Origin of the sequence: Pseudomonas sp. B16120 (genome assembly GCF_044218845.1) — a bacterium.
GTDB lineage: Bacteria > Pseudomonadota > Gammaproteobacteria > Pseudomonadales > Pseudomonadaceae > Aquipseudomonas > Aquipseudomonas paracarnis.
Genome location: NZ_CP162588.1, coordinates 5177584 through 5201150, shown reverse-complemented (window position 1 = coordinate 5201150; position 23567 = coordinate 5177584). Strand labels below are relative to the sequence as shown.

Below are 23567 nucleotides of genomic sequence, written 5' to 3'. Positions count from 1 at the left end.
AAAAAATAGTAGGCCCCGTGCCAGCCGTGCTGCGCGGGGGTTCCCGCCGCTGTGCTATCGTTGCGGCATCACCCTGGAAAATACCTGAGAGAAGTGCTGCATGAACGTGGCTGTCTCGCCCACAGAGCGCAGTTTGAGCTGGAGACGCATGTTGCGGGTGGCGGTTCTGTGCCTGCTCGCGCCGCAGGTATGGGCGCAGACGCCCAGCCTCGCCGAGCAGCGCGCCCAGGCGGTCACCCAGGTCGTGCTGGGTATTCTCAGCTACGCGCGGTGGCCGGTGGAGCCTGCGCAATTGCGGCTGTGCATTGTCGGGCCGACTCAGTACACCGATGACCTGGTCAAAGGCACTACCCAGGCCACCGGTCGTCCGGTGCGGGTGCGGCGCCTGCTGGTCGATCATCCGGATATCGTCAATGCCTGCGACGCCATCTACATCGGCAAAATCACGCCTGACGAACGCAACCGCCTGTTTACTTCGTTGATTGGTCACCCTGTGCTCAGCATCAGCGAAGGGGGCGACCAATGCACGGTGGGCAGCCTGTTCTGCCTGCGGGTCAGCGATGAGCAGGTGTCATTCGAGGTCAATCTGGATTCCGTCGCCCGCAGCGGCGTGCGTATCCATCCCAGTGTGTTGCAGTTGTCTCGCCGTCGAGCGCCTGGCTCATGAGCCGCGATAAAGTGCGGCCGACCCTGCGTTCGGTGATTGCCCGCGGGCATATGATCCTGGCGCTGGTAGCGGTGACCCTGGCCAGTGTTTCCCTGACCCTGCTCGGCGTGCTGGCCCTGCGGGTTTACGCCGAGCACAACCTGCACCTGATCGCCCGCTCCATCAACTACACCGTGGAAGCGGCTGTGGTGTTCAACGATAGCGCGGCGGCCACCGAAGCCCTGAGCCTGATTGCCTCCACCGAAGAAGTGGCCCAGGCAGAAGTATTTGATATCAACGGCAAGCTGCTGGCGCGCTGGGTTCGCCCGGAAACCGGCATGTTGTCACGGGTCGAGCTGCAAATAGCGCACGCCCTGCTCGAACAGCCCATCAGCCAGCCGATTCTGCGCCAGGGGCAAACTGTCGGCAGCATCCACCTGGTCGGCCACGGTGGCAGCCTGTTGCGCTTTTTGCTCAGCGGTCTGGTCGGGATTTTGATCTGCACAGCGCTCAGCGCCTGGGTGGCATTGCACCTGTCGCGGCGTCTATTGAATGGCATCACCGTGCCATTGCAACGCTTGGCCGCCGTCGCCCACGCCGCCCGCAGCGAACGAGACTTCGACCGCCGCGTACCCTCGGCGCAGATCGCCGAGCTCGACAGCCTGGGCAGCGACTTCAATGCCCTGCTCGGTGAGATGGAGGCTTGGCAAAGCCACCTGCAAAGCGAAAACGAAACCCTGGCCCACCAGGCCAGCCACGACAGCCTCACCGGCCTGCCCAACCGCGCGTTCTTCGAAGGCCGGCTGATCCGCGCCTTGCGCAGCGCCGCCAAGGTCAACGAGCGGGTGGCGGTGTTGTTCCTCGACAGCGACCGCTTCAAAGACATCAACGACAGCTTCGGTCACGCCGCTGGCGATGCCGTGCTGGTGGCCGTTGCCGACCGCGTGCGGGCGCAACTGCGCGAGGACGACCTGGTGGCGCGCCTGGGCGGTGATGAATTCGCGGTATTACTGGCGCCCCTGCACAAGGCCGAAGACGCCCATCGCATCGCCGACAAAATCATTGCCAGCATGGACATGCCGATCCCCCTGCCAGGTGATACCCAGGTGTTGACCTCCCTCAGCATCGGTATTGCCATTTATCCCGAGCATGGCGCCACTCCCGGCACCTTGCTCAACGCCGCCGACGCGGCGATGTACCAGGCCAAACGATTGTCCTCGGGCGGCCAGCAAACGGCGGAGTCGGAGCATCCCGTCGTCAACGTTCAACACAGGAGTTGATTCCCTTGTTCGCTAACACACGCATTTTATTTGTTTCTTTACTCGTCGCTTTCCTGGCCCTCAGCGGCTGCCAGACGCCACCCAAAGGCCTGACCCCGGCGCAAGTCGCCGTGCTCAAACAACAAGGCTTCGAGCTGACCGATGAAGGCTGGGCCTTCGGCCTGTCCGGCAAAGTGCTGTTTGGCAGTGACGTCGAAACCCTCAACAAACCCAGCACCGACATCGTCGAACGCATCGGCCAGGCCCTGGTAGGCGCGGGTATCGAGCGTGTGCGTGTCGACGGCCACACCGACGCCTCCGGCAAAGAACCCTACAACGTGGCACTGTCCCTGCGCCGCGCCAAAAGCGTGGGCAAGGTGCTGACCCGCGTGGGCATGAAAGAAGAAAACATCCAACTGCGCGGCCTGGGCAGCAGCGAGCCGGTGGCGCCGAATACGACCACAGCAGGCCGCACCGAGAATCGCCGGGTGTCAATTGTAGTAATCGCGGACTAAGGCAATTCGCCCGCCTCAACCCGAAACGCAATCTATTGTGGGAGGAGGCCCCCGATAGCCGTGTGTCAGCCAATACAACTGGTGACTGACACACCTATATCGGGAGCAAGCCCCCTCCCACATTTGTTCTGCGGTGTGCTCGCGAGATTGTTCGCTCAACGGCTCGGTGTCATCGCCTGCGGCAAGTCATCCACCACGGCTTTGCCCCTCTCATACAGATAATGCGCGGCCCATGCGTATTGGTCGCCGCGAAAACCTACCAACGACCATTAGGAGTTTTCTCTGTAGGAAAAACCTGTCATGACGAATTTTAATGGCTGGGCTGATGAAGTTTCGCTTTTTCGCAAATGGTGGGCTTAGTTAAATGGACGCTATGAGTAACTACCGTACAGGATTGCGATGAATATGAATGTCAGTCATTTTCGCCAGGGAGTATCTAAAGTCAGGCTTTCAAAAGATGCATTTGCTGAGCTATTGAAGGTAAGGGAGTTATTCGAGACTGTAAGTCAAGGTGTTAGATTCGATACCAAGGTCGCTTACATTAATCCTTTACAGTCAAGCGTGCTGAGAGAGGAGCTGAATAGAATACGAAATATGATCGATCATGAAAGTCATGTCTTGATTCTCGATGGCTTTAAGGTGGATAAACTTTCAACGTTCAAATCTCTGGTGTGGACATTCAGTTCCTTACTCGGTGTCCCAATGGTACAGAATCATCTTGGTCATAAAGTGATTGAGGTTTATGACCGAGGTGGCAAAAGCATTGAGGTAGGTGCGAGATACCATCAGACCCGTCAAGGCGCCTATATACATAACGATGGTGTGAGCGACCCGCTGCCTATCGATTACTTGATCCTGGCCTGTGGACAGAAAGCACTTTTAGGAGGTGAGAGCATTCTCATCGATGCAAGCGCGGTATACGCGGAGTTGATGGCGTTCCCAGACGTATTGGAAGAGCTCAAATGCGACTTCTTTTTTGAGAATCGCGGCATGTCAGAGGATGAGCAACTGTTTAAAGCCCCCATCCTCTACTTTTCCAGTGAAGGTATTCCACTGATCAGATACTTTCGAGTCTACATTGAGTCAGCTCACCTTAAGGCAGGAGTGCCTTTAACAGCAGCTCAAACCCAGGCACTGGACTTTCTGGATACTGTTCTCGATCAGTCATCGGTTCAGCATCGAGTACTGCTGGAGCCAGGGCAAGTGCTTATTTCAGCCGATAACAAGTTTCTGCATACGCGTACGAACTTCATTGATATGAACGCTCCTCGTTCCGAGATCAATGATGCTGAGCCTTTGAGTGATCTGAATCGTTATATGCTACGGCTGTGGTTACGCAAACAATGATGCTTCGGTATTCATAACGTAAGTCCTCCCATATCCGCCATAAGCCGAGCCCCATGGACACCTCCGATATTGCGATCACGTTGGTCTTGGTCTCTGCCTTTATGCACGCCACCTGGAATGCCGTAGTTCGCGCCGGTAGCAGTCGCTTCATGACCTTGGCCATGGTCGACGGCACCGCGCTAGTGATATGCCTGCTGGCGTTGCCGTTTGTCAGTGTGCCTAGCCTGGAGGTATGGGGCTATATACTCGTCTCTGTGGTGCTCAATACGGTCTACCGGCTATTTTTGATTAAAGCGTACGAAACGGGTGACTTCGGTCAGGTTTACCCGGTGATGCGTGGGGTGCCGCCCGTATTGGTCGTGCTGTTTTCTTACTTTCTGCTGCATGAACAGTTGTCCTCCCAGGCGTTGACGGGAGTGTTGCTGATTTGTGTGGGGATTATCAGCTTGACCTTTGTGCGCAGGATGACGGCGCAGATATTCAAGCCGATCCTGATGGCGGTGTGCGCCGGTGCGTTTATTGCGTCTTACACGGTGGTGGATGCTAAAGGTGTAAGAGCCAGTGAGACGGTGCTGCAGTACATTATTTACCTGACAGTATTCCAAAGTATCCCGATCCCGATGCTGGCGTTTTCCAAAGAGCGTTCAACCTTGGCTCGTGCGATACGTGGGCACTGGCGAGTTGGGCTATTAGGCGGTGTTTTTTACCTGGCGTCTTACGGATTGGTGTTGTTTGCCTTGTCGCTGGACGCGGTGGCCAAGGTCTCAGCTCTGCGGGAAACCAGTGTTATTATCGGCGCCATTATTGCCGCGCTGTTCTTTCATGAACGGTTCGGTTGGCGACGGATGCTTTCGGCGTTCGTCATTGTTTGCGGGATCATCTTGATCAAAGTGAGCACCTGATGGCCCAGCGTCCGCCACCCACTCCTATGCTTCAAGCGTTCGTCAGCGCTGCGCAAGCCGGTAGCTTTGCGCGTGCAGCGTCTGAGCTTAACCTCACCGCCAGTGCCATTAGCCATCAAATTGCGGGCTTGGAGGAGTGGTGGGGCGTGTCGTTGTTTGAGCGGCACTCGCGTGGCGTCAAACTGACGGTGGCAGGGCAGGCTTTGTTGCCGGTTACCGATGGTTTCTTCAAATCGCTGGATGGGGTGCTGCATTCACTCAACCCCGGTAAATCCCAACCGCTGTACCTCTCATGCACGTCTTCTCTCTGTTCGACATGGCTGATCCCCAGGATGCACGGTTCTCACACTGAGGCCTCATTCAATCTAGATCTGGTGTTGACCAGCGCCGACATGAACCGCGCCAACCTGGAGGCTCATCAATATGATGTCGCGGTGGTGATGGGGTACGGCGACTACCCGGATCATCATGTCGAATTACTGATGCGCGATGCGGTGTTCCCCGTTTGTTCGCCGGAGTTTCTGCGGTTGAAGGGTGATATCGCGCTGGAGGATGTCGCCCGCAATCCGCTGATTCATCGGGTGGACGATCAGGTGTGTCCGGGATGGGAAAGTTGGTTTGCGTTTCAGGGGCTGGCGGCGCCGCCTTATCACCATGGGCCGAGATTTCCGGATTCGAGCTTGGCGATCAGCCTGGCGGTGAAGGGCGGAGGGATTGCGCTGGGCAGGACTGCGTTGGTGTATGACCAACTGGAAGACGGTGCGTTAGTTGCGTTGAATAGCCCTGTGATGATGTCCCCTGCGGCCTACTACATCATTTGTCGAAACGGGCGTCAGTCGGAGCCGGATATTGCTCGGCTGATTGAATGGCTCAAGAACAGCGCGGGTGAGTTTCTGCGCGAAGTTCAGGCTCGGTATCCGCAAATTGCCGGGGCTGGCGCGGTTTAAATGTGGGAAGGAGCAAGGCTCCTCCCGCATTCAAACGGTATTCGCTTAACGGCCCGGCGTCATCGCCTGCGTTAAGTCATCCACCACGGCCTTGCCCATCTCACACAGATAATGCGCAGCCCATGCATATTGCTCACCGCGCACATCCATGGCGGCTTCCATCGCGAGTTTCTTGGAGTAAAAAAGTAGGGTGGGGGCGTGTTCCAATGCTTCCTCAATCGGCATGCCGGAATTAACGCGGAACAGTGGTTTTTGGTTTTCGCCGTAGTCGCCGAAGGTGACTACGCCGAGGGTGATGATGGAGGAAAGCGGTGGATCGGGAACGATCTTGGACATGGTTTTTCCTTAGGTTAATAAGTAGAAACCGCCACGGCATGTCGCTAAACATGGAAAGGTGGCAGCTGTGCGCGGGTTAGCGAACCGGTAACCTAGGAACCCGGTAGACCCGAAGGTCTCCCGCGCACAGCCGCCATAACACGATAAGGCGAGCAAAATGGCTAGCCAGGGTGATTTAGGGCGTTGAACCTACGTTTCTCGGGTCGCTAAACCCAGCCGCTGTTTTGCAGCGCCCCGAGGAGGCTAGACACTCAAATCCTATGGCGCAATAGGCCAGGGATTCTCTAGGAAACGTCCTGCAATTTAAAGCGAATCGTCGTTGATGGCGCTTTAATCCGCAAACCTGATCTCCCGCGTCTCCCCCATCAACAACCCCTGATTCTGCTCCGTCACTTCCCGGATGTAATCCCACAACAACGTAATCCGCTTCAACTTCCTCAAATCCTCCCGGCAATACATCCAGAACTGTCGCGTAATCGCGATCTGCTCCCCCAGCACCGGCAACAACCGCGGGTCCTGCGCTGCCAGAAAGCACGGCAATATCGCCATCGACCGGCCTTGCTGCGCCGCCACGTACTGCGCGATCACGCTGGTGCTGCGCAAACTCGCGCTGGCGCCGGGCACGACGTTGGCCAGGTACAGCAGCTCCGAGCTGAACGCCAGGTCATCCACGTAGCTGATAAATGGATGCTCGGCCAAGTCCGCAGGTGTGCGAATCGGCGGGTGTTGGTCGAGGTAGTCCTGGGTGGCGTACAGCTGCAGTTTGTAGTCGCACAGTTTGCAGCACACATACGGTCCGTGTTCCGGGCGTTCCAGGGCGATGACGATGTCGGCTTCGCGCTTGGACAGGCTGATGAAGTGGGGCAGGGGCAGGATGTCCACCGAGATCGCGGGATAAGTGTCGACGAAATGGCTCAGTTGCGGGGTGACGAAGAAGCTGCCGAAGCCTTCGGTGCAACCCATGCGCACATGGCCCGACAGTGCCACGCCGGACCCGGACACCTGTTCGCAGGCCATGTGCAGTGTGCTTTCGATGGATTCGGCATAACCCAGCAACCGCTGGCCTTCGCTGGTGAGCACGAAGCCGTTGGTCCGGGATTTTTCGAACAGCAGCGTGCCCAGGGACACTTCCAGTGAACTGATGCGTCGCGACACGGTAGTGTAGTCCACCGCCAGGCGCTTGGCGGCCACGCTGGCCTTGCGGGTGCGCGCCACTTCGAGGAAAAACTTCAGGTCATCCCAGTTCAGGGCGCCCAGGGAGGTGATATTTTTTTGCATATTGGACCGGCTTTTATGTGCGTTCTTATTAGAGATTTGCACATCTATACTCCAAAAACAGTCCGAACGCCTCATTCTTCAAGGCGATTCAACGCCTTGGTTCTCTGCATAACGACAAGATTCTGGAGACCATATGAACGCATCTGCCGATATTTCCGTGCAACAGGTCAAGTTGCTGATCAACGGCGAGTGGGTCGAGTCCAAAACCACCGAGTGGCAAGACATCGTCAACCCGGCCACTCAGCAAGTGCTGGCCAAAGTCCCGTTCGCCACTGCCGATGAAGTCAACGCCGCCATTGACGCTGCCCATCGCGCTTTCCAGACCTGGAAGCTGACACCGATCGGCGCGCGCATGCGCATCATGCTCAAGCTGCAAGCCTTGATCCGCGAACATTCCAAGCGCATTGCTGTAGTCCTCAGCGCCGAGCAGGGCAAAACCATTGCCGATGCCGAGGGCGATATTTTCCGTGGACTGGAAGTGGTCGAACACGCCTGTTCCATCGGCACCCTGCAAATGGGCGAGTTCGCCGAGAACGTGGCCGGCGGCGTGGATACCTACACCCTGCGCCAGCCTATCGGCGTATGCGCCGGTATCACCCCGTTCAACTTCCCGGCGATGATTCCGCTGTGGATGTTCCCGATGGCGATTGCCTGCGGTAACACCTTCGTACTCAAGCCTTCCGAGCAAGACCCGTTGTCGACCATGCTCCTGGTGGAGCTGGCGCTGGAAGCCGGCGTACCGGCGGGCGTGCTCAACGTGGTGCACGGCGGCAAGAGCGTGGTGGATGCACTGTGCACCCACAAAGACATCAAGGCGGTGTCCTTCGTCGGCTCGACGGCCGTCGGCACCCATGTCTATGACCTGGCAGGCAAGCACGGCAAACGCGTCCAATCGATGATGGGCGCCAAGAACCACGCGGTGGTGCTGCCGGATGCCAACCGCGAGCACACCCTCAACGCCCTGGTCGGCGCCGGTTTCGGCGCGGCGGGCCAGCGTTGCATGGCCACCTCGGTGGTGGTGCTGGTGGGTGCGGCCAAGCAGTGGCTGCCAGATCTCAAGGCGTTGGCTCAAAAGCTCAAGGTCAATGCAGGCAGCGAAGCCGGCACGGATGTCGGCCCGGTGATTTCCAAGCGCGCCAAGGCACGCATCCTTGAACTGATCGAAAGCGGCGTGAAAGAAGGCGCCAAGCTGGAGCTGGATGGCCGCGATATCAAGGTGCCGGGCTTCGAACAAGGTAACTTTGTCGGCCCGACTCTTTTTTCGGGCGTGACCACCGACATGCGCATCTACACCGAGGAAATCTTCGGCCCGGTGCTGGTGGTGCTGGAAGTCGACACCCTCGATCAAGCCATCGCCCTGGTCAACGCCAACCCGTTCGGCAACGGCACAGGTCTGTTCACCCAGAGCGGTGCGGCGGCGCGTAAATTCCAGAGCGAAATCGATGTGGGCCAGGTCGGCATCAACATCCCCATCCCGGTGCCAGTGCCGTTCTTCAGCTTCACCGGCTCCCGTGGTTCCAAGCTCGGCGACCTGGGCCCTTACGGCAAGCAAGTGGTGCAGTTCTACACCCAGACCAAAACCGTCACCAGCCGCTGGTTTGATGACGACACGGTCAACGATGGCGTCAACACCACCATCAACCTGCGCTGAACCTGGGAGACGATCATGAAGATTGCATTTATCGGCCTGGGCAACATGGGTGCGCCCATGGCCCGCAACCTGATCAAGGCTGGGCACGCGCTTAACCTGTTCGACCTGAACCAGGCGGTACTCAAGGAACTCGCCGAACTGGGCGGCACCATCAGCAGCTCGCCGCGTGATGCGGCCCAGGGCGCCGAACTGGTGATTACCATGCTGCCGGCCGCCGCCCACGTGCGCAGCGTGTGGCTGAATGAAGACGGTGTACTCGCCGGCATCGGCAAAGGCATCCCCGCCGTGGATTGCAGCACCATTGACCCGCAAACCATCCGTGAAGTAGCGGCTGCGGCAGCCAAACAAGGTGTGGCCGTGGCCGATGCGCCGGTCTCCGGTGGCACCGGCGGTGCCCAGGCCGGGACGCTGACCTTTATGGTTGGCGCCAACCCGGAACTGTTCGCCACCCTGCAACCGGTGCTGGCGCAAATGGGCCGCAATATCGTGCACTGCGGCGATGTCGGCACTGGGCAAATCGCCAAGATCTGCAACAACCTGCTGCTCGGCATCAGCATGGTCGGCGTCAGTGAAGCCATGGCCCTGGGCGATGCACTTGGCATTGATACACAAGTGCTGGCCGGCATCATCAACAGCTCCACGGGGCGCTGCTGGAGTTCCGATACCTACAATCCTTGGCCAGGCGTGATTGAGACCGCGCCATCATCGCGTGGCTATACCGGTGGTTTTGGTGCCGACCTGATGCTCAAGGATTTAGGCCTGGCCACCGAAGCTGCACGCCAGGTGCACCAGCCGGTGATCCTCGGCGCAGTGGCCCAGCAGCTGTATCAATCGATGAGCCAGCGTGGGGAAGGGGGCAAGGACTTCTCGGCGATCATCAACAGCTATCGCAAGCCCAAATAAAAACCTGTGGCGAGGGAGCAAGCTCCCTCGCCACAGGTTTTGCTGGGTCAGGCAAACACAAAATACTTACGCACCGTCTCGACCACTTCCCACGTTCCTTTCATCCCCGGTTCCACCACAAAGATATCCCCAGCCCGCAAGTGGATCGGCTCCATGCCTTCAGGCGTGATCACGCAGTAGCCTTCCTGGAAATGGCAGTATTCCCACTTCACGTATTCCACGTACCACTTGCCCGGTGTGCAGATCCAGGTGCCCATGATCTTGCTGCCGTCTTCGCTGGTGTAGGCGTTGAGGTTGACGGTGTGCGGGTCGCCTTCAAGCTTTTCCCATTTGCAGGCATCCAGGACCGGCAGTGGGTGGGTGTCGCGCAGTACGGTGATGGGCTTGGTCATGATGACTCCGAGGCAGGGAAGGGAAAGCTCAACCCTAAGGCCTCGGGCGTTGCGCCAGTGGTCTGAACTCGACATTGGGATGCCCAGAAGCGCAGTCACCTGAACACCGCAGTCCCCTGTGGGAGCCGGGCTTGCCCGCGATGACGCTGGCACAACAAGCATCTCCATTGCCTGACACTCCGCTATCGCGGGCAAGCCCGGCTCCCACAGGAGGTCTTGGTGTATCTGAGCGACAGATCTGTGCATCAAACCGCTGTTTCCTCGCAGTAACTGCGAAATATTTCCCGTGGCGCGCCAGAATTCGCAAGAAAATTCAGAGCTGGCCCTCGTATCATTCACCCCAGTACCCCGTGAGAGCCTTGCAATGAAACCAATAAAAACGTGGTGGGATATCAGCCCGCCCTTGAGCACGGCCACCCCGACCTGGCCGGGCGATACACCGTTCCAGGAAGAGCGCGTGTGGCAGTTCGGCCCGGAGTGTCCGGTAAATGTGGGGCGCGTCACCCTGTCGCCGCACACCGGTGCCCATGTGGATGCGCCGCTGCATTACAGCGCCGATGGGGCGCCGATTGGCGAGGTATCGCTGGATGTGTACATGGGCCCGTGCCGGGTATTGCATTGCCTGGGCAGCGGCGCTCTGGTGCAGCCCCATCAGTTGCAAGGGCGTGTGGATAACCTGCCGGAGCGCGTGCTGCTGCGCACTTATCCACAAGCGCCACTCACCGACTGGGATTCGAACTTCACCGCCATCGCCCCCCAGACCATTGAGTTGCTGGCCAGCCTGGGGGTGCGCCTGATCGGTATCGATACGCCGTCCCTGGACCCGCAGCAATCCAAGACCATGGATTCGCACAACGCCGTGGCGCGCCATGGCATGGCGATCCTCGAAGGCATCGTGCTCGATGACGTACCGGAGGGCGACTATGAACTGATCGCGCTGCCGCTGCGCTTCGCCAACCTGGACGCGAGCCCCGTGCGCGCCATTCTCCGCCCGCTCAAGGAGCCCACGCGATGAGCCAATGTCCTTTCTCAGCTGATTACCAACCGCCGGAAGAATGGCATAACGCCGAACTGAATTTTTCCGAGTCCATGAGCTATGGCGATTACCTGGACCTGGGCAAAGTCCTCAGCGCCCAGCACCCGCTGTCGCCGGATCACAACGAAATGCTCTTCATCATCCAGCACCAGACCTCGGAGCTGTGGATGAAATTGATGCTGCACGAACTCAAGGCTGCCAGGGAACATGTGCGCCTGGGTGAGCTGCCACCGGCGTTCAAGATGCTGGCGCGGGTGTCGCGGATCTTCGATCAACTGGTGCACGCCTGGGCGGTGCTGGCGACCATGACCCCGTCGGAATACAAGGCGATTCGCCCGTTCCTGGGGCAGTCGTCGGGGTTCCAGTCGTTTCAGTACCGCGAGATCGAATTCATCCTCGGCAACAAAAGCCCGGCGCTGCTGCGGCCCCATGCCCATCGCCCGGAGTTGCTGCAGCAATTGCAGGTGGCGATTGCCACGCCGTCGTTGTATGACGAGGCGGTGAACCTGATGATCAAGGCAGGGCTGGCGATTGACCCTCAGCGCGCCGAACGCGACCCGACGGCGGCCACGGTGCACGATGAATCGGTGGAAGCGGCGTGGCGCGAGGTGTATCGCGACCCGAATCGCTACTGGGACTTGTATCAATTGGCCGAGAAATTTATCGACCTGGAGGACTCGTTCCGCCAGTGGCGCTTCCGGCATGTCACCACGGTGGAGCGCATCATCGGCTTTCAGCCGGGTACTGGTGGTACTGAAGGCGTGGGGTACCTGCGCAAGATGCTCGACACGGTACTGTTCCCTGAACTCTGGCGAGTACGTTCCACGCTCTAATAAAAAAGCCCCGGATTACCGGGGCTTTTTTCTAGGTGAAATACAGTCAATTGTGGGAGCTGGCTTGTCGGGTCGCCGCATCGCTGCGATTGCGGTGTATCAGTCGGCTCATCCATTGGCTGACACGCCGCAATCGCGGGCAAGCCCGCTCCCACAGGGGTTACTGCGCCACGGCAACCTTCCCGTTTCTGATCCGAAACCGATAGGCGATGTAGATAATCCCCACCCACACCGGCATCGCATACACCGACTCGCGAATCCCCGGAATCGCCAGCATCACGCCAATGATCATCACCATGAACGCCAGGCACAGGTAGTTGCTGAACGGGAACCAGAAGGTCTTGAACGACGGCGTCACGCCTTGCTCGCCCATGGCCTTGCGGAACTTGATATGGGTCAGGCTGATCAATGCCCAGTTGATCATCAACGAAGCAACCACCAGCGCGAACAGCAACTCCAGTGCACTGTGCGGCGCCACGTAGTTGACCACCACGCACAGCATGGTCACCAGCGCCGAAATCGCCAGGGCCCGCAGCGGCACGCCTTGTTTGTTGAGCTTCATCAGCGCCTTGGGCGCGTCACCTTGCTCGGCCAGGCCGAACAGCATGCGGCTGTTGCAGTACACGCCGCTGTTGTACACCGACAACGCCGCGGTCAGCACCACGAAGTTGAGGATGTGGGCGGCGGTGTCGTTGCCGATCAGCGAGAAAATCTGCACAAACGGGCTGCCGCTGTAGGCATCGCCCGACGCGCCGAGGGTTTGCAGCAGTTGATCCCACGGGTACAGCGACAACAGCACGGTCAGCGCACCGACGTAGAAAATCAGAATGCGGTACACCACCTGGTTGATCGCTTTGGGGATCACCTTGCGTGGTTCGCTGGCTTCGGCGGCGGTGATGCCGACCAGTTCCAGGCCACCGAACGAGAACATGATGAAGGCCATGGACATCAACAGCCCCATGCCGCCATTGGGGAAGAACCCACCGTGGCTCCACAGGTTGCTGACCGAGGCTTGCGGGCCGCCGGTGCCGCTGAACAGCAGGTAGCAGCCGAGCACGATCATGCCGACAATCGCCACCACCTTGATGATCGCAAACCAGAATTCGGCTTCACCGAAGAACTTCACGTTCAGAGTGTTGATCAGGTTCACCGCGACGAAGAACACCAGCGCGCTGACCCAGGTTGGAATCTCCGGCCACCAGAACTGGATGTACTTGCCGACGGCCGTCAGTTCGGCCATGCCCACCAGCACGTAGAGCACCCAATAGTTCCAGCCCGCCAGGAAGCCCGCGTAACCGCCCCAGTATTTATGTGCGAAGTGGCTGAAGGACCCGGCCACCGGCTCTTCGACGATCATCTCGCCGAGCTGGCGCATGATCAGGAACGCGATAAACCCGGCTACCGCATAACCCAGGATCATCGACGGCCCCGCCGACTTGAGCACCCCGGCCGAGCCGAGGAACAAGCCTGTACCAATCGCACCTCCCAAGGCGATCAGCTGAATGTGCCGGTTCTTCAGGCCTCGCTTGAGGCCCACCGGGTTAACCATGTCATCCGCCATTAACATTCCCTTCTACTTGTTTTTCTCAAGGGTGATTGCACGCCGCATCGGCCCCTCAGAACTGCTGAGGGTCAGATATTACTCTGCGTAAACTTTTCGTAATACAACTGAACGCCATCAAGTGTCTGATCCGCCAGCCATTGTTGGATGGATTCGACCATTGGAGGGGGGCCGCACACGTACATATCCGCCGATCTGTCCCGCAATTCGGCCAGGTCGAAATGTTCGGTCAGGTAGCCGCGTTTGCCCGTCCACTCGGCTGAGGCGTCGCTCAGCACTTCGGTGTAGCGAAAGTTCGGGATTTTCGTCGCGTAGGCTTGGATACGTGCCGCTTCACATAAGTCTTCGGCGCCGCGCACGCCGTAGTACAGGTGCACAGGTTGTGTGCAGCCGTTGACGACCAGCTCATCGAGCATGCCCAACAACGCCGACAACCCGGTGCCGCCCGCCACCAGTACCAGCGGTTGGGTGACGTGCCGCAGATAAAACGCACCCAAGGGCGCCTCCATCAGCATTTCATCACCTACCTGGCAGCGTTCACGCAGGTAGTTGCTCATGACTCCGTCGGGCAGCAGGCGTACCAGGAACTGCAACTGATTACCCGGCCGGTTGGCGAAGGAGTAGGAGCGCCAGCTATCGGTGCCGGGCACTGACAGACGCGCATATTGGCCCGGCAAAAAATCCAGTGGCTGGTCCAGTTGCACCTGCAAGATGGCGGTGCTGGTCGAGACCTGCTGCACCGCGCTCACCGTGCCGCGTACCTGCACGGGCCCGGGGGCGTTGCACAGGCTCGAATCAAAGTCGAAATAAAAGGTGGCGTCGGACTTCACCCGAGTCTGGCAACTGAGCATCTTGCGCTGTTGCAGGTCGAGGCTGGAGAGCGCTTCCTCGTCGACGTAGTCCTGGGTGTACTCACCGGATTCGCAACGCCCCTGGCAGGTGCCGCACACACCTTCGCGGCAATCGAGCGGGATCTTGATGCCGTTGCGCAGGGCCGCGTCCAACAGGATTTCATGGGCGCCCACCGGGAAGAACAGGGTCTTGCCATCGGCAAAGCTGAAGGCCACTTTGTGATTCATTCACATGACTCCGTGGATAGGTATGAACCCCTTGTAGGCGCGAGCGAGCTCGCTCCTACAAGGGATGCGGCACCATTACAGGTGATAGAAATCCAGCACCGAGTTGATGGTGTCGTTGAGCAGCAAGGCGTGCTTGCGCATGATCAGCCAGCTGTCGCCCGCAGGCTTGAGGCGGTACGTGGCATGCCCATAGAACTGCTCGGACGTGGCGAGGCGATAGAAGAGCGTGTGCCAGTTCAAACGCACCTCCAACGTGTCGTCGGCCTGCTCGGCAATGCGTACGTTATTGATCAGGTGCAAGGTGCGCGGCATCGGCGTGGCAGAGGCGGCTTTGCCGGTGCGCAGGCGGAACACACGGTCCTCCAGGCCCGAGCGGTTGGCGTAGTAGATCAACGACATCTCGCGCTTGGGGTCTTGGGTGTAGACGTGTTCGGAATCCCATTGCGGCAGGTGAAACTCACTCTGCGGGTCGAACAACTGCACGTAGGCATCCCAGTCCTGGGCGTCGCACAGTTCGGATTTGCGGTAGAAAAACTGCTCGATCTGGTACTGCAATTGCGCATTCATCACTTCACCTCCCGCAGTGTCAGCGCTTGTCGCTCCAGGCCCTGGAGCAGGAACTGCTGCCAGTTGCGATGCTGGTTGACGTACAAACCTTCGTGGGTGAACTCGGTGCCGGTCATGGCTGGTTGGATGCCAATGGCTTCGCTGTTGGGCGTCGGCCCAGTCTCCCAGCGATGGCTGCCTCGTGAGATATCGCTCCAGCGCTCCAGGCGGCCCTGGAAACCGCGCTGGGCTTCGCGAAACTCCACCAGGTCATCGGGCGTGCCCATGCCCGAAACGTTGAAGAAGTCCTCGAACTGGCGAATCCGGTTTTCGCGGTCGGCGTCGGACTCACCCTTGACCCCCAGGCACTGGCTGATGATCTCGGTCTTGTTCCAGGCCACCGGGCGGATGATGCGCAACTGCGAGCTGATCTGGTCGAGAAAGAACAGGCTGGGGTAGATATTCAGGTTGCGCAGGCGGTGCATCATCCACTCGGCCTTCTGCTGGCCGTGTTCTTCTACCAGACGCGGCATGATGGTGGCGTAGCCGGAGCGTACGCTGGGGTTGGGCATGTCGCTGAACAACACGCTGTGGCCATTGTTGAAGGCGAACCAGCCGTCGTCGGTATTTGCGTCGCCGGCGCCGAGCTTGCTGTAGTCCAGCGTCGTGCTGGAACCTGCGCCGTTCTCGGTGTTGACCTGCTGGCGATGCTGCACGGTGGCCACGTAGTTGTAGTGCACGGTGCTGACGTGATAACCGTCCAGGCCGTTTTCGTTTTGCAGCTTCCAGTTGCCGTCATAGGTGTAGGCGGACTTGCCCGGCAGCACCTCCAACTCTCCGGTGGCCGATTGCGCCACCATCATGTCGAAGAACACTTTGGCGTCGCCGAGGAAATCTTCCAGGCTGTTAGTGCCGTTCACGTCCAGGCTGATAAACACAAAGCCCTTGTAGCTGTCGATGCGCGCTTTTTTCAGGCCGCGGGTGGCCTTGTCGAAACCTTCCGGGTATTCCCCCGGCGCCTTGACCTTCACCAGTCGGCCATCGCTCTTGTAGCACCAGGCGTGGAACGGGCAGGTGAAGGTGGACTGGTTGCCCTTGCCCACGCGGGTGAGGGTGGTGCCGCGATGCTGGCAGGCGTTGATCAGCGCGTTGAGCCGGCCTTCGCCGTCGCGGGTGATGATCATCGGCTGGCGCCCGGCGCGCATCGTCACGAAGTCGTGGTTATGGGCCAGTTCGCTTTCGTGGCAGGCGTAGATCCAGTTCTTCTCGAAGATCAGTTCCATCTCCAGGTCGAACAGCTCGGGCTCGGTGAACATGTCGCGGGCGATGCGGAACACTTCATCCGCCGGGCGAAAGTCCAGGCAACTTTCGATAAAGGATTTCCACTGCTCGACGGTTCTTGCACCACTCATGGGAGGCACCTTTTGATCATGGCTAAACGGTGAGCCATTAAGCGGCTGCGATGCGGTGGCGGGCTATCCGCTTAATGGGGGAACGCAGGCCGCAAAGTTGGGCAGCAAATACCCATGGCGGTGCGCGCAGGTGACGGCATGCGCTACTGTGATGGTGGGCGATGGTCGTAAACCCCTGGGATTTATCCACATAGTCGACCGTTACTATCCACCCAGTGGCCACGCTGCTGGCGTGGCCTGGAACTTGCTGTCGAGGTTCAACGACGCGCCGCCAGAGCGCGCAAATGCCTAACCGCCGTGGGTGCACCCTGATGAGTAGCCAGACACGCGATATTCATATTCAACGCTTCGACCTGGAAGGCGCGCGCAGCTGGATGTCCGGCATCTGCGGGCCCCATCGCCTGGCGACGGCCACCCCCGAGCGCCTGCGCTTTCACCACAGCGCCAACGTGTTCAAGTCCCGCGCCACCACCCTGGGCGTGATCGAATACGGTACCGATGTGACCATCGACATCGAAGACGCCGAGCACTTTCGCAGCTACAGCTTGAGCCTGCCGCTGGTGGGCGAGCAGGAGCTGAGCAAGAACGGTGAGCGCCTCAGTTCCAACCGCGACCAGGGCGTGATCATTTCACCCAATGAGCATCAGGTGCTGGCGATTTCCGGTGACTGCCGCAAGTTGCAGGTGGTGATCACCCGCGCGGCGATGAGCGAGTCACTGGAAGGTTTGCTGCAACGGCCCATCGATGCACCGCTGCGGTTTGAGTCGGTGATGGATGCTGTGGACGGCGCCCCGGCTTCGTGGTGGCGCATGGCGCGATACTTCATCGCCGAACTGGAATGCAGCAGTGAGTTATACGAGCAGGCGGCGTTTACCCGTGACCTGGAAAGCTCGCTGATCAAGGGGCTGATCCTGGCCCAACCGAATAACTACTCTGAAGAGTTGCGCGAGGTGTTGGGGGTAAAACTGCCGCACTACTTGATCCGTGCGCGGCAATTCATCCACGACAACGCCCGTGAAGTGTTGCACCTGGAAGACCTGGAAGCGGCGGCGGGCGTGTCGCGGTTCAAACTGTTCGATGCGTTTCGCAAGTACTTCGCACTGTCGCCCATGGCGTATCTGAAGAAGCATCGGCTGGGGGCGGTGCGCCAGGAAATTTTGGAGCAGGGCTCAATGCGCACTATTTCTGAAATCGCCCTGGGCTGGGGGTTTACGCACCTGGGGCGGTTTTCGGCGGAATACCGCAAGCTGTTCGATGAGTCGCCCAGCCAGACATTGCAACGCAAGCGCCTGCGCATTACTTGAACTCGGGTGAGGATCAACAGGTGGGAGCTGGCTTGCCTGCGATAGCGGCCGGCCGATCAACACGATGCCAACTGATCCGCCGCCATCGCAGGCAAGCCAGCTCCCACATGGAGTATGGGGTGCCTGGAGGATCTCAGATCAACTCCTCAACCAGTTGCAAGCAATGAGTCAGCCCCGGCGACCGGTCATTCACCCGCCGGCTGAGGATGATCGGCGAACTCGCCGTCGCCTCCACCACCGGCGTATAGCCAATATCCGCCCGATGCAGCACCTGCACCGACGCCGGCACCAGCGTCACGCCCATACCGGCGCCCACCAGGCCGATAGCGGTCTGCAATTCGTTGGTCCACTGCGCCACCTTCACGCTCAAGCCATGGGCGTCGAACAGCGCGATCACATGGTCGGCATAACTGGGGCGCGGGTTGCCGGGGTAGAGCACGAAGGGCTCGTCAGCCAATTGGGCGAGGGTGGCCGGAGCGCCCAGCAACGGGTGACCACTGGGCAGCACCGCCACCAGGCGGTCTTCCACCAGTACGCGCTGGACAATGGCCGGGTCGTCGATGCGAATACGCCCGAAGCCCACGTCAATGCGGCCAGCCTTGAGCGCTTCGACCTGCTGCAAGGTGGTCATTTCCGACAAACCCAGCTCCAGCTCCAGGGCGTCGTGGGTGCGCAGGCGCCGAATCAGCTCCGGCAGCACGCCATACAAGGTCGACGGCGCAAAGCCGATGCCCAGCCAGGTTTTCTCGCCTTGGCCGATGCGCCGAGTGGTGTCGCAGACCTTGTCCAGTTGTTCGAGCAGTACATTAGCGTGCTCATAGAAAAAACGCCCGGCTTCGGTCAGGCGCAAAGGCCGACTGCGCTCCAGCAGCACCACCCCCAGTTCATCCTCCAGCTGCTGGATCTGCCGGCTCAAGGGCGGCTGGGCGATGTGCAGGCGTTCGGCAGCCCGGGTGAAGTTAAGGGTTTCGCCCAGCACCTGGAAATAGCGCAAGTGACGCAGTTCCATATCGACTCCTTTCATACCTTGAGGGTATTGCACCAGACCAATTCTATATTGGAACCCCAAAAAAATGCGGCACAGAATCGACGCAAATCTATAAAGAACCCAACGGGTATTGCCATGCCGATTTGCGCCATCGAATCGATCGACACGCTTATTGTTGATCTGCCCACCATTCGCCCGCACAAGCTGGCGATGCACACCATGCAAAACCAGACCCTGGTGATCATCCGCCTGCGTTGTGCCGACGGCATTGAAGGCATCGGCGAAGCCACCACCATTGGCGGCCTGAGCTACGGCAATGAAAGCCCCGACAGCATCAAAATCAATATCGACCGCCACTTTGCGCCGCTATTGATCGGTCAGGACGCGAGCAACGTCAATGCGGCCATGTTGCGCCTGGAACGCAGTATTCGCGGCAACACCTTTGCCAAGTCCGGTATCGAAAGCGCCTTGCTCGACGCGCTCGGCAAACGCCTCGGGCTGCCGGTCAGCGAGCTGCTGGGCGGGCGTGTGCGTGATGCGTTGCCGGTGGCCTGGACCCTGGCCAGCGGTAATACCGAACAGGACATCAACGAGGCCGAGAAAATGCTCGACCTGCGCCGTCACCGCCTCTTCAAATTGAAGATTGGCGCCGGTGAAGTCAGCCGCGACCTGGCCCATGTGATCGCAATCAAGAAAGCCCTGGGCGAGCGCGCCAGTGTGCGCGTCGACGTCAACCAGGCCTGGGATGAGGCCGTTGCCCTGCGGGCATGCAAGGTGCTCGGCGACCACGGTATCGATCTGATCGAACAACCGATCTCGCGCAACAACCGTGGCGGCATGGCCCGGCTCAACCTGTCGAGCCCGGTGCCGATCATGGCCGATGAATCTATCGAATGTGTAGAAGACGCCTTTAACCTGGCCCGTGAAGGCGCGGCCACGGTGTTCGCCCTCAAGATCGCCAAGAACGGTGGCCCTCGCGCTGTATTGCGCACGGCGGCGATTGCCGAAGCGGCTGGCATCGGCCTGTACGGCGGCACCATGCTCGAAGGCGGCATTGGCACCCTGGCCTCGGCCCATGCCTTTCTCACGCTGAACACCCTGGCGTGGGGCACCGAATTGTTCGGCCCGCTGTTGCTCACCGAAGACATCCTCACCGAGCCACCGGTGTACCGCGATTTCCAGCTGCATGTGTCCACTGCGCCGGGCCTGGGCCTGACGCTCGATGAAGAGCGCCTGGCGTTCTTTCGCCGTGACAAACACTAAGAGGCCTCTGCCATGTTGTTCCACGTAAAAATGACCGTGAACCTGCCCCTCGATATGCACCCCGAGCGTGCCGCCAGCCTCAAGGCCGAGGAGAAAGCCTTGGCGCAGCGCCTGCAACAAGAGGGCAAATGGCGCCACCTGTGGCGCATCGCCGGGCATTACGCCAACTACAGCGTGTTCGATGTCGACAGCGTCCAGGACCTGCACGACCTGCTGATGCAACTGCCATTGTTCCCCTACATGGCCATCGAAGTGAATGCGCTGTGCCGCCATCCGTCGTCGATCCATGCGGACGACCGCTGAGCCGGCTTGCACCTATAACTACAAGATGAGGAATGCACCATGTCCATCCGCCTGTCCCAGACTGCCCATGCTCAACGCTTTCTCGAAGAAGCCAGCGGCAACCTCAATGACGCGGGCAACCCACGTACCAAGGCGCTGATTTACCGGATCCTGCGCGACACCGTGAACATTATCGAAGACCTGGAAGTGACCCCGGAAGAATTCTGGAAGGCGGTCAACTACCTCAATGAGCTGGGCAAAAACCAGGAGGCCGGTCTGCTCGCTGCCGGCCTGGGCCTGGAGCATTATCTGGACCTGTTGATGGACGCCGCCGATGAGCAGGCAGGCAAGTCCGGCGGTACACCGCGCACCATCGAAGGCCCGTTGTATGTGGCCGGCGCGCCGCTGTCCCAATACGAAGCACGGCTGGATGATGGTCAGGACGACGCGGTGCCGTTGTTCATGCGCGGGCAAGTGCGCGATACCGCAGGCAAGCCATTGGCGGGGGCGATTGTCGATGTGTGGCAGGCCAATACCGGCGGCACTTACTCGTGGTTCGACCCGAATCAATCTGAATTCAACCTGCGTCGCCGTATCGAAACCGACGCCCAGGGCAACTACCGTTTTCGCAGCATCGTACCTTCGGGCTACGGTTGCCCGCCGAGCGGGCCGACGCAACAGCTGCTCGACCAATTGGGGCGCCACGGGCAACGGCCGGCGCATATCCACTTCTTCATCTCGGCGCCTGGGCACCGGCACCTGACCACGCAGATCAACCTGTCGGATGACCCGTACCTGCATGATGACTTCGCCTATGCCACCCGCGATGAACTGATTGCCGAAATTCGCTTCAGCGACGACTCACAACTGGCGCGAGAGTTTGGTGTGCAAGGGCGGTTTGCGCAGATTGATTTTGACTTTGAGTTGCAGGTGGCGGATGCGCCAATAGAACAGCAGCGCATGCAACGAGTGCGTGCTCTGGAAGACTGATCAACTCGGTCAACTGTGGGAGCTGGCTTGCCTGCGATAGCGGTGGAACATTCACCACCGCTATCGCAGGCAAGCCAGCTCCCACATTGGTTTTGGGGTGTTTGTGTTATTTGCGCACGACCAGGTCCAACACCTCATCCCGGTCCTTGATCTTCTGCAGCACGATCTCCGAACGGATATCCATCACCCCCGCCGTGCGGTTCAGGTGGTTCACGATAAAGTCCGAAAAGTGCTTGAGGTTACGCGCCTGCACCCGCAGCACATAGTTGCTGGCGCCGGTGATCACATAGGCGCTCGCCACCTCCGGCCAGCCTTGCACCTTCTTGATGAACGTCTCATGCCAGTCCTCCACATCCTGGCGCAACGACAGGTGCACGATGGCTTCCAGCTCGATCCCCAACTGCTCGGCGTTCAATACCGCGCGGTAGCCGCTGATGATTCCCTCGCTCTCCAGCAGGCGCAAACGGCGCAGGCATGCAGACGGCGACAGCGCGACTTTTTCCGCCAATTCCTGGTTGCTGATGCGGCCATCCTGTTGCAGGAAATGCAGGAGGCGCAGGTCGGTGGCGTCGAGAATCATGCTTGGAAGATATCCGCGTATTTGGAGGTTAAATTCGAATTTCCTACAGCTTAAATAGCCGTTTACCCACCACTTTGCACGAAAATTCTCTAAAAGTTCGTTCATTATTTGGTCCATCCTCACCTATAAAAACCAGGACGACCCATGACCACTCGAAGCCATTGCCAAGCCCTCGACGCACAGGACCCTTTGGCCCCCCTGCGTGCCCAATTCGCCTTGCCCGAGGGCGTGATCTACCTCGACGGCAACTCCCTCGGCGCTCGCCCGGTGGCGGCGCTGGAACGCGCACAACAGGTGATCGCCGAGGAGTGGGGCAACGGCTTGATTCGTAGCTGGAACAGCGCTGGCTGGGCGCAGTTGTCCCAGCGCCTGGGCAATCGCCTGGCGCCATTGATTGGTGCGCGTGACGGCGAGGTAGTGATCACCGACACCACCTCGATCAACCTGTTCAAAGTGCTCAGCGCCGCCTTGAGTGTGCAGCGCCAACGTACACCTGCGCGCAAGGTCATCGTCAGCGAAGCGAGCAACTTTCCCACCGACTTGTACATCGCCGAAGGCTTGGCCGAATTGCTGCAACAAGGCTATTCCCTGCGCCTGGTGAACAGCCCGGCCGAACTGCCCCAGGCCATTGATGCGGACGTGGCGGTGGTGATGCTCACCCACGTCAACTACAAGACCGGCTATATGTACGACATGGCGGCGCTGACCGCACTGAGCCACGAGTGCGGCGCGCTGAGCATCTGGGACCTGGCGCATTCGGCGGGCGCGGTGCCTGTCGATCTGCACCATGCCGGCGCGGATTATGCGATTGGCTGCACCTACAAATACCTCAACGGCGGCCCGGGCTCCCAGGCGTTTGTGTGGGTCAACCCGGCGTTGGTGGATGTGGTGCGCCAGCCGTTGTCCGGGTGGTTCGGGCATACCCGCCAGTTCGCCATGGAGTCCACCTACGCCCCCAGCGCCGGCATTGCCCGCTACCTCTGCGGTACGCAGCCGATTACCTCGTTGGCCATGGTGGAATGCGGCCTGGAGATTTTCGCCCAGACCGACATGGCCAGCCTGCGCCGCAAATCCCTGGCCTTGACCGACCTGTTTATTGCGTTGGTCGAAAGCCGTTGCGCCGCCCATGGCCTGGAACTGATAACCCCGCGTGAACACACCCGGCGCGGCAGCCACGTCAGCTTTGAACACCCCGAAGGTTACGCGGTGATCCAGGCCTTGATCGCCCGAGGCGTGATCGGCGATTACCGTGAACCGCGGATCATGCGTTTTGGCTTCACGCCGTTGTATAGCAGCTTTACCGAGGTGTGGGACGCCGTGGAAATTCTCGGTGAAATTCTCGACAACGCCACCTGGGACCAGCCGCAATTCAAAGTCCGCAACAGCGTTACTTAAGAGCAACACAGATCAAATGTGGGAGCTGGCTTGCCTGCGATAGCGTCGGTGCATTCACTACCGTTATCGCAGGCAAGCCAGCTCCCACAGGTTCAGCGTCAGCCACTATCACAATAATAAAG

General features: G+C 59.5%; 24 protein-coding genes and 1 pseudogene. 15 read left to right on the top strand and 10 right to left on the bottom strand.

Annotation, left to right across the window (positions count from 1 at the left end; all coding sequences use genetic code 11):
* Positions 1-100: 100 nt before the first annotated feature.
* Genes AB4P90_RS24355 through AB4P90_RS24345 form a run of 3 tightly spaced genes read left to right on the top strand, consistent with a single transcriptional unit; the run spans position 101 to position 2420 of the window.
* On the top strand, positions 101-667 hold the full coding sequence (locus AB4P90_RS24355; RefSeq protein ID WP_014719921.1) for a YfiR family protein: 567 nt from the start codon (positions 101-103) through the stop codon (positions 665-667).
* Positions 664-1926 carry a diguanylate cyclase domain-containing protein gene (locus AB4P90_RS24350; RefSeq protein WP_020302524.1) on the top strand — a complete coding sequence of 421 codons (1263 nt, stop codon included), beginning with the start codon at positions 664-666 and terminating at the stop codon, positions 1924-1926. The genes AB4P90_RS24355 and AB4P90_RS24350 overlap by 4 nt, the downstream gene beginning before the upstream one ends.
* A gap of 5 nt (positions 1927-1931) precedes the next feature.
* Positions 1932-2420, top strand: a complete 489-nt coding sequence (locus tag AB4P90_RS24345; protein WP_014719919.1) for an OmpA family protein — start codon at positions 1932-1934, stop codon at positions 2418-2420.
* Between the two features lie 155 nt (positions 2421-2575).
* Here AB4P90_RS24345 and AB4P90_RS24340 read toward each other — a convergent pair.
* A pseudogene (locus AB4P90_RS24340) lies at positions 2576-2671 on the bottom strand (DUF3077 domain-containing protein); the annotation flags it as partial.
* 148 nt (positions 2672-2819) lie between these two features.
* Between AB4P90_RS24340 and AB4P90_RS24335 the strand changes: the two are divergent.
* Genes AB4P90_RS24335 through AB4P90_RS24325 form a run of 3 tightly spaced genes read left to right on the top strand, consistent with a single transcriptional unit; the run spans position 2820 to position 5616 of the window.
* Positions 2820-3767 carry a TauD/TfdA family dioxygenase gene (locus AB4P90_RS24335; RefSeq protein ID WP_395605428.1) on the top strand — a complete coding sequence of 316 codons (948 nt, stop codon included), beginning with the start codon at positions 2820-2822 and terminating at the stop codon, positions 3765-3767.
* A gap of 53 nt (positions 3768-3820) precedes the next feature.
* Positions 3821-4669, top strand: a complete 849-nt coding sequence (locus tag AB4P90_RS24330; RefSeq protein WP_003194121.1) for an EamA family transporter — start codon at positions 3821-3823, stop codon at positions 4667-4669.
* The gene (locus tag AB4P90_RS24325; protein ID WP_073845580.1) at positions 4669-5616 is read left to right on the top strand and encodes a LysR substrate-binding domain-containing protein; all 948 of its coding nucleotides are present in this window, start codon (positions 4669-4671) and stop codon (positions 5614-5616) included. Before AB4P90_RS24330 ends, AB4P90_RS24325 begins: the two co-directional genes overlap by 1 nt.
* Positions 5617-5661: 45 nt before the next feature.
* On the opposite strand, the gene AB4P90_RS24320 is transcribed toward AB4P90_RS24325, so the two are convergent.
* The gene (locus tag AB4P90_RS24320) at positions 5662-5952 is read right to left on the bottom strand and encodes a DUF3077 domain-containing protein (protein ID WP_395605427.1); all 291 of its coding nucleotides are present in this window, start codon (positions 5950-5952) and stop codon (positions 5662-5664) included.
* 330 nt (positions 5953-6282) lie between these two features.
* Positions 6283-7230: a LysR family transcriptional regulator gene (locus AB4P90_RS24315; RefSeq protein WP_014719918.1), complete on the bottom strand. Its 948-nt coding sequence runs from the start codon at positions 7228-7230 to the stop codon at positions 6283-6285.
* A 133-nt stretch (positions 7231-7363) separates the two neighbouring features.
* Between AB4P90_RS24315 and AB4P90_RS24310 the strand changes: the two genes are divergently transcribed.
* The gene (locus AB4P90_RS24310) at positions 7364-8881 is read left to right on the top strand and encodes a CoA-acylating methylmalonate-semialdehyde dehydrogenase (RefSeq protein WP_014719917.1); all 1518 of its coding nucleotides are present in this window, start codon (positions 7364-7366) and stop codon (positions 8879-8881) included.
* 15 nt (positions 8882-8896) lie between these two features.
* Complete coding sequence (mmsB, locus tag AB4P90_RS24305; RefSeq protein WP_103452051.1) at positions 8897-9784, top strand: 3-hydroxyisobutyrate dehydrogenase; 888 nt, start codon at positions 8897-8899, stop codon at positions 9782-9784.
* 47 nt (positions 9785-9831) lie between these two features.
* On the opposite strand, the gene AB4P90_RS24300 is transcribed toward mmsB, so the two are convergent.
* Entirely contained in the window at positions 9832-10176 is a 345-nt protein-coding gene (locus AB4P90_RS24300; protein WP_019817873.1) for a cupin domain-containing protein, read from the bottom strand.
* A 364-nt stretch (positions 10177-10540) separates the two neighbouring features.
* Between AB4P90_RS24300 and kynB the strand changes: the two genes are divergently transcribed.
* Both kynB and kynA read left to right on the top strand, forming a co-directional pair.
* The gene (gene kynB / locus AB4P90_RS24295) at positions 10541-11191 is read left to right on the top strand and encodes an arylformamidase (protein ID WP_020302521.1); all 651 of its coding nucleotides are present in this window, start codon (positions 10541-10543) and stop codon (positions 11189-11191) included.
* The gene (gene kynA / locus AB4P90_RS24290) at positions 11188-12045 is read left to right on the top strand and encodes a tryptophan 2,3-dioxygenase (RefSeq protein WP_054896994.1); all 858 of its coding nucleotides are present in this window, start codon (positions 11188-11190) and stop codon (positions 12043-12045) included. The genes kynB and kynA overlap by 4 nt, the downstream gene beginning before the upstream one ends.
* A gap of 160 nt (positions 12046-12205) precedes the next feature.
* On the opposite strand, the gene AB4P90_RS24285 is transcribed toward kynA, so the two are convergent.
* The 4 genes from AB4P90_RS24285 to antA all read right to left on the bottom strand — a co-directional run bounded on the left by AB4P90_RS24285 (position 12206) and on the right by antA (position 16643).
* On the bottom strand, positions 12206-13606 hold the full coding sequence (locus AB4P90_RS24285) for an amino acid permease (protein ID WP_044274391.1): 1401 nt from the start codon (positions 13604-13606) through the stop codon (positions 12206-12208).
* A gap of 71 nt (positions 13607-13677) precedes the next feature.
* Positions 13678-14685 (bottom strand): anthranilate 1,2-dioxygenase electron transfer component AntC, encoded by a 1008-nt coding sequence (gene antC / locus AB4P90_RS24280; protein ID WP_014719912.1) that lies wholly within the window; start codon positions 14683-14685, stop codon positions 13678-13680.
* Between the two features lie 75 nt (positions 14686-14760).
* On the bottom strand, positions 14761-15252 hold the full coding sequence (gene antB / locus AB4P90_RS24275; protein ID WP_014719911.1) for an anthranilate 1,2-dioxygenase small subunit: 492 nt from the start codon (positions 15250-15252) through the stop codon (positions 14761-14763).
* Complete coding sequence (antA, locus tag AB4P90_RS24270; protein WP_020302518.1) at positions 15252-16643, bottom strand: anthranilate 1,2-dioxygenase large subunit; 1392 nt, start codon at positions 16641-16643, stop codon at positions 15252-15254. Before antA ends, antB begins: the two co-directional genes overlap by 1 nt.
* Before the next feature lie 311 nt (positions 16644-16954).
* Between antA and AB4P90_RS24265 the strand changes: the two genes are divergently transcribed.
* A complete protein-coding gene (locus AB4P90_RS24265) occupies positions 16955-17947 on the top strand; it encodes an AraC family transcriptional regulator (RefSeq protein ID WP_014719909.1) in 993 nt (330 codons plus the stop codon).
* 133 nt (positions 17948-18080) lie between these two features.
* On the opposite strand, the gene AB4P90_RS24260 is transcribed toward AB4P90_RS24265, so the two are convergent.
* Complete coding sequence (locus AB4P90_RS24260; protein ID WP_122301553.1) at positions 18081-18956, bottom strand: LysR family transcriptional regulator; 876 nt, start codon at positions 18954-18956, stop codon at positions 18081-18083.
* Between the two features lie 114 nt (positions 18957-19070).
* Between AB4P90_RS24260 and AB4P90_RS24255 the strand changes: the two genes are divergently transcribed.
* Genes AB4P90_RS24255 through catA form a run of 3 tightly spaced genes read left to right on the top strand, consistent with a single transcriptional unit; the run spans position 19071 to position 21470 of the window.
* Entirely contained in the window at positions 19071-20198 is a 1128-nt protein-coding gene (locus AB4P90_RS24255; protein ID WP_020302515.1) for a muconate cycloisomerase family protein, read from the top strand.
* 12 nt (positions 20199-20210) lie between these two features.
* Entirely contained in the window at positions 20211-20501 is a 291-nt protein-coding gene (gene catC, locus AB4P90_RS24250; protein WP_014719906.1) for a muconolactone Delta-isomerase, read from the top strand.
* Positions 20502-20540: 39 nt separating this feature from the next.
* Positions 20541-21470: a catechol 1,2-dioxygenase gene (gene catA / locus AB4P90_RS24245; protein WP_395605426.1), complete on the top strand. Its 930-nt coding sequence runs from the start codon at positions 20541-20543 to the stop codon at positions 21468-21470.
* Between the two features lie 106 nt (positions 21471-21576).
* Here catA and AB4P90_RS24240 read toward each other — a convergent pair whose 3' ends face one another.
* Positions 21577-22050: an Lrp/AsnC family transcriptional regulator gene (locus AB4P90_RS24240; protein ID WP_003176072.1), complete on the bottom strand. Its 474-nt coding sequence runs from the start codon at positions 22048-22050 to the stop codon at positions 21577-21579.
* A 144-nt stretch (positions 22051-22194) separates the two neighbouring features.
* Here AB4P90_RS24240 and kynU point away from each other — a divergent pair, with 144 nt between their 5' ends.
* A complete protein-coding gene (kynU, locus tag AB4P90_RS24235) occupies positions 22195-23445 on the top strand; it encodes a kynureninase (protein ID WP_060768073.1) in 1251 nt (416 codons plus the stop codon).
* The last annotated feature ends 122 nt before the right edge of the window (positions 23446-23567 follow it).

Bases quoted from the DNA above. Each gene is read 5' to 3' on its own strand.
- AB4P90_RS24325 (WP_073845580.1), top strand. From the start codon at position 4,669: ATGGCCCAGCGTCCGCCACCCACTCCTATGCTTCAAGCGTTCGTCAGC.
- kynU (WP_060768073.1), top strand. From the start codon at position 22,195: ATGACCACTCGAAGCCATTGCCAAGCCCTCGACGCACAGGACCCTTTG.
- AB4P90_RS24355 (WP_014719921.1), top strand. From the start codon at position 101: ATGAACGTGGCTGTCTCGCCCACAGAGCGCAGTTTGAGCTGGAGACGC.
- mmsB (WP_103452051.1), top strand. From the start codon at position 8,897: ATGAAGATTGCATTTATCGGCCTGGGCAACATGGGTGCGCCCATGGCC.
- catA (WP_395605426.1), top strand. From the start codon at position 20,541: ATGTCCATCCGCCTGTCCCAGACTGCCCATGCTCAACGCTTTCTCGAA.
- kynA (WP_054896994.1), top strand. From the start codon at position 11,188: ATGAGCCAATGTCCTTTCTCAGCTGATTACCAACCGCCGGAAGAATGG.
- AB4P90_RS24300 (WP_019817873.1), bottom strand. From the start codon at position 10,176: ATGACCAAGCCCATCACCGTACTGCGCGACACCCACCCACTGCCGGTC.
- kynB (WP_020302521.1), top strand. From the start codon at position 10,541: ATGAAACCAATAAAAACGTGGTGGGATATCAGCCCGCCCTTGAGCACG.
- AB4P90_RS24315 (WP_014719918.1), bottom strand. From the start codon at position 7,230: ATGCAAAAAAATATCACCTCCCTGGGCGCCCTGAACTGGGATGACCTG.
- AB4P90_RS24335 (WP_395605428.1), top strand. From the start codon at position 2,820: ATGAATATGAATGTCAGTCATTTTCGCCAGGGAGTATCTAAAGTCAGG.
- antB (WP_014719911.1), bottom strand. From the start codon at position 15,252: ATGAATGCGCAATTGCAGTACCAGATCGAGCAGTTTTTCTACCGCAAA.
- AB4P90_RS24330 (WP_003194121.1), top strand. From the start codon at position 3,821: ATGGACACCTCCGATATTGCGATCACGTTGGTCTTGGTCTCTGCCTTT.
- antC (WP_014719912.1), bottom strand. From the start codon at position 14,685: ATGAATCACAAAGTGGCCTTCAGCTTTGCCGATGGCAAGACCCTGTTC.
- AB4P90_RS24265 (WP_014719909.1), top strand. From the start codon at position 16,955: ATGAGTAGCCAGACACGCGATATTCATATTCAACGCTTCGACCTGGAA.
- catC (WP_014719906.1), top strand. From the start codon at position 20,211: ATGTTGTTCCACGTAAAAATGACCGTGAACCTGCCCCTCGATATGCAC.
- AB4P90_RS24310 (WP_014719917.1), top strand. From the start codon at position 7,364: ATGAACGCATCTGCCGATATTTCCGTGCAACAGGTCAAGTTGCTGATC.
- AB4P90_RS24240 (WP_003176072.1), bottom strand. From the start codon at position 22,050: ATGATTCTCGACGCCACCGACCTGCGCCTCCTGCATTTCCTGCAACAG.
- AB4P90_RS24260 (WP_122301553.1), bottom strand. From the start codon at position 18,956: ATGGAACTGCGTCACTTGCGCTATTTCCAGGTGCTGGGCGAAACCCTT.
- antA (WP_020302518.1), bottom strand. From the start codon at position 16,643: ATGAGTGGTGCAAGAACCGTCGAGCAGTGGAAATCCTTTATCGAAAGT.
- AB4P90_RS24320 (WP_395605427.1), bottom strand. From the start codon at position 5,952: ATGTCCAAGATCGTTCCCGATCCACCGCTTTCCTCCATCATCACCCTC.
- AB4P90_RS24350 (WP_020302524.1), top strand. From the start codon at position 664: ATGAGCCGCGATAAAGTGCGGCCGACCCTGCGTTCGGTGATTGCCCGC.
- AB4P90_RS24285 (WP_044274391.1), bottom strand. From the start codon at position 13,606: ATGGCGGATGACATGGTTAACCCGGTGGGCCTCAAGCGAGGCCTGAAG.
- AB4P90_RS24255 (WP_020302515.1), top strand. From the start codon at position 19,071: ATGCCGATTTGCGCCATCGAATCGATCGACACGCTTATTGTTGATCTG.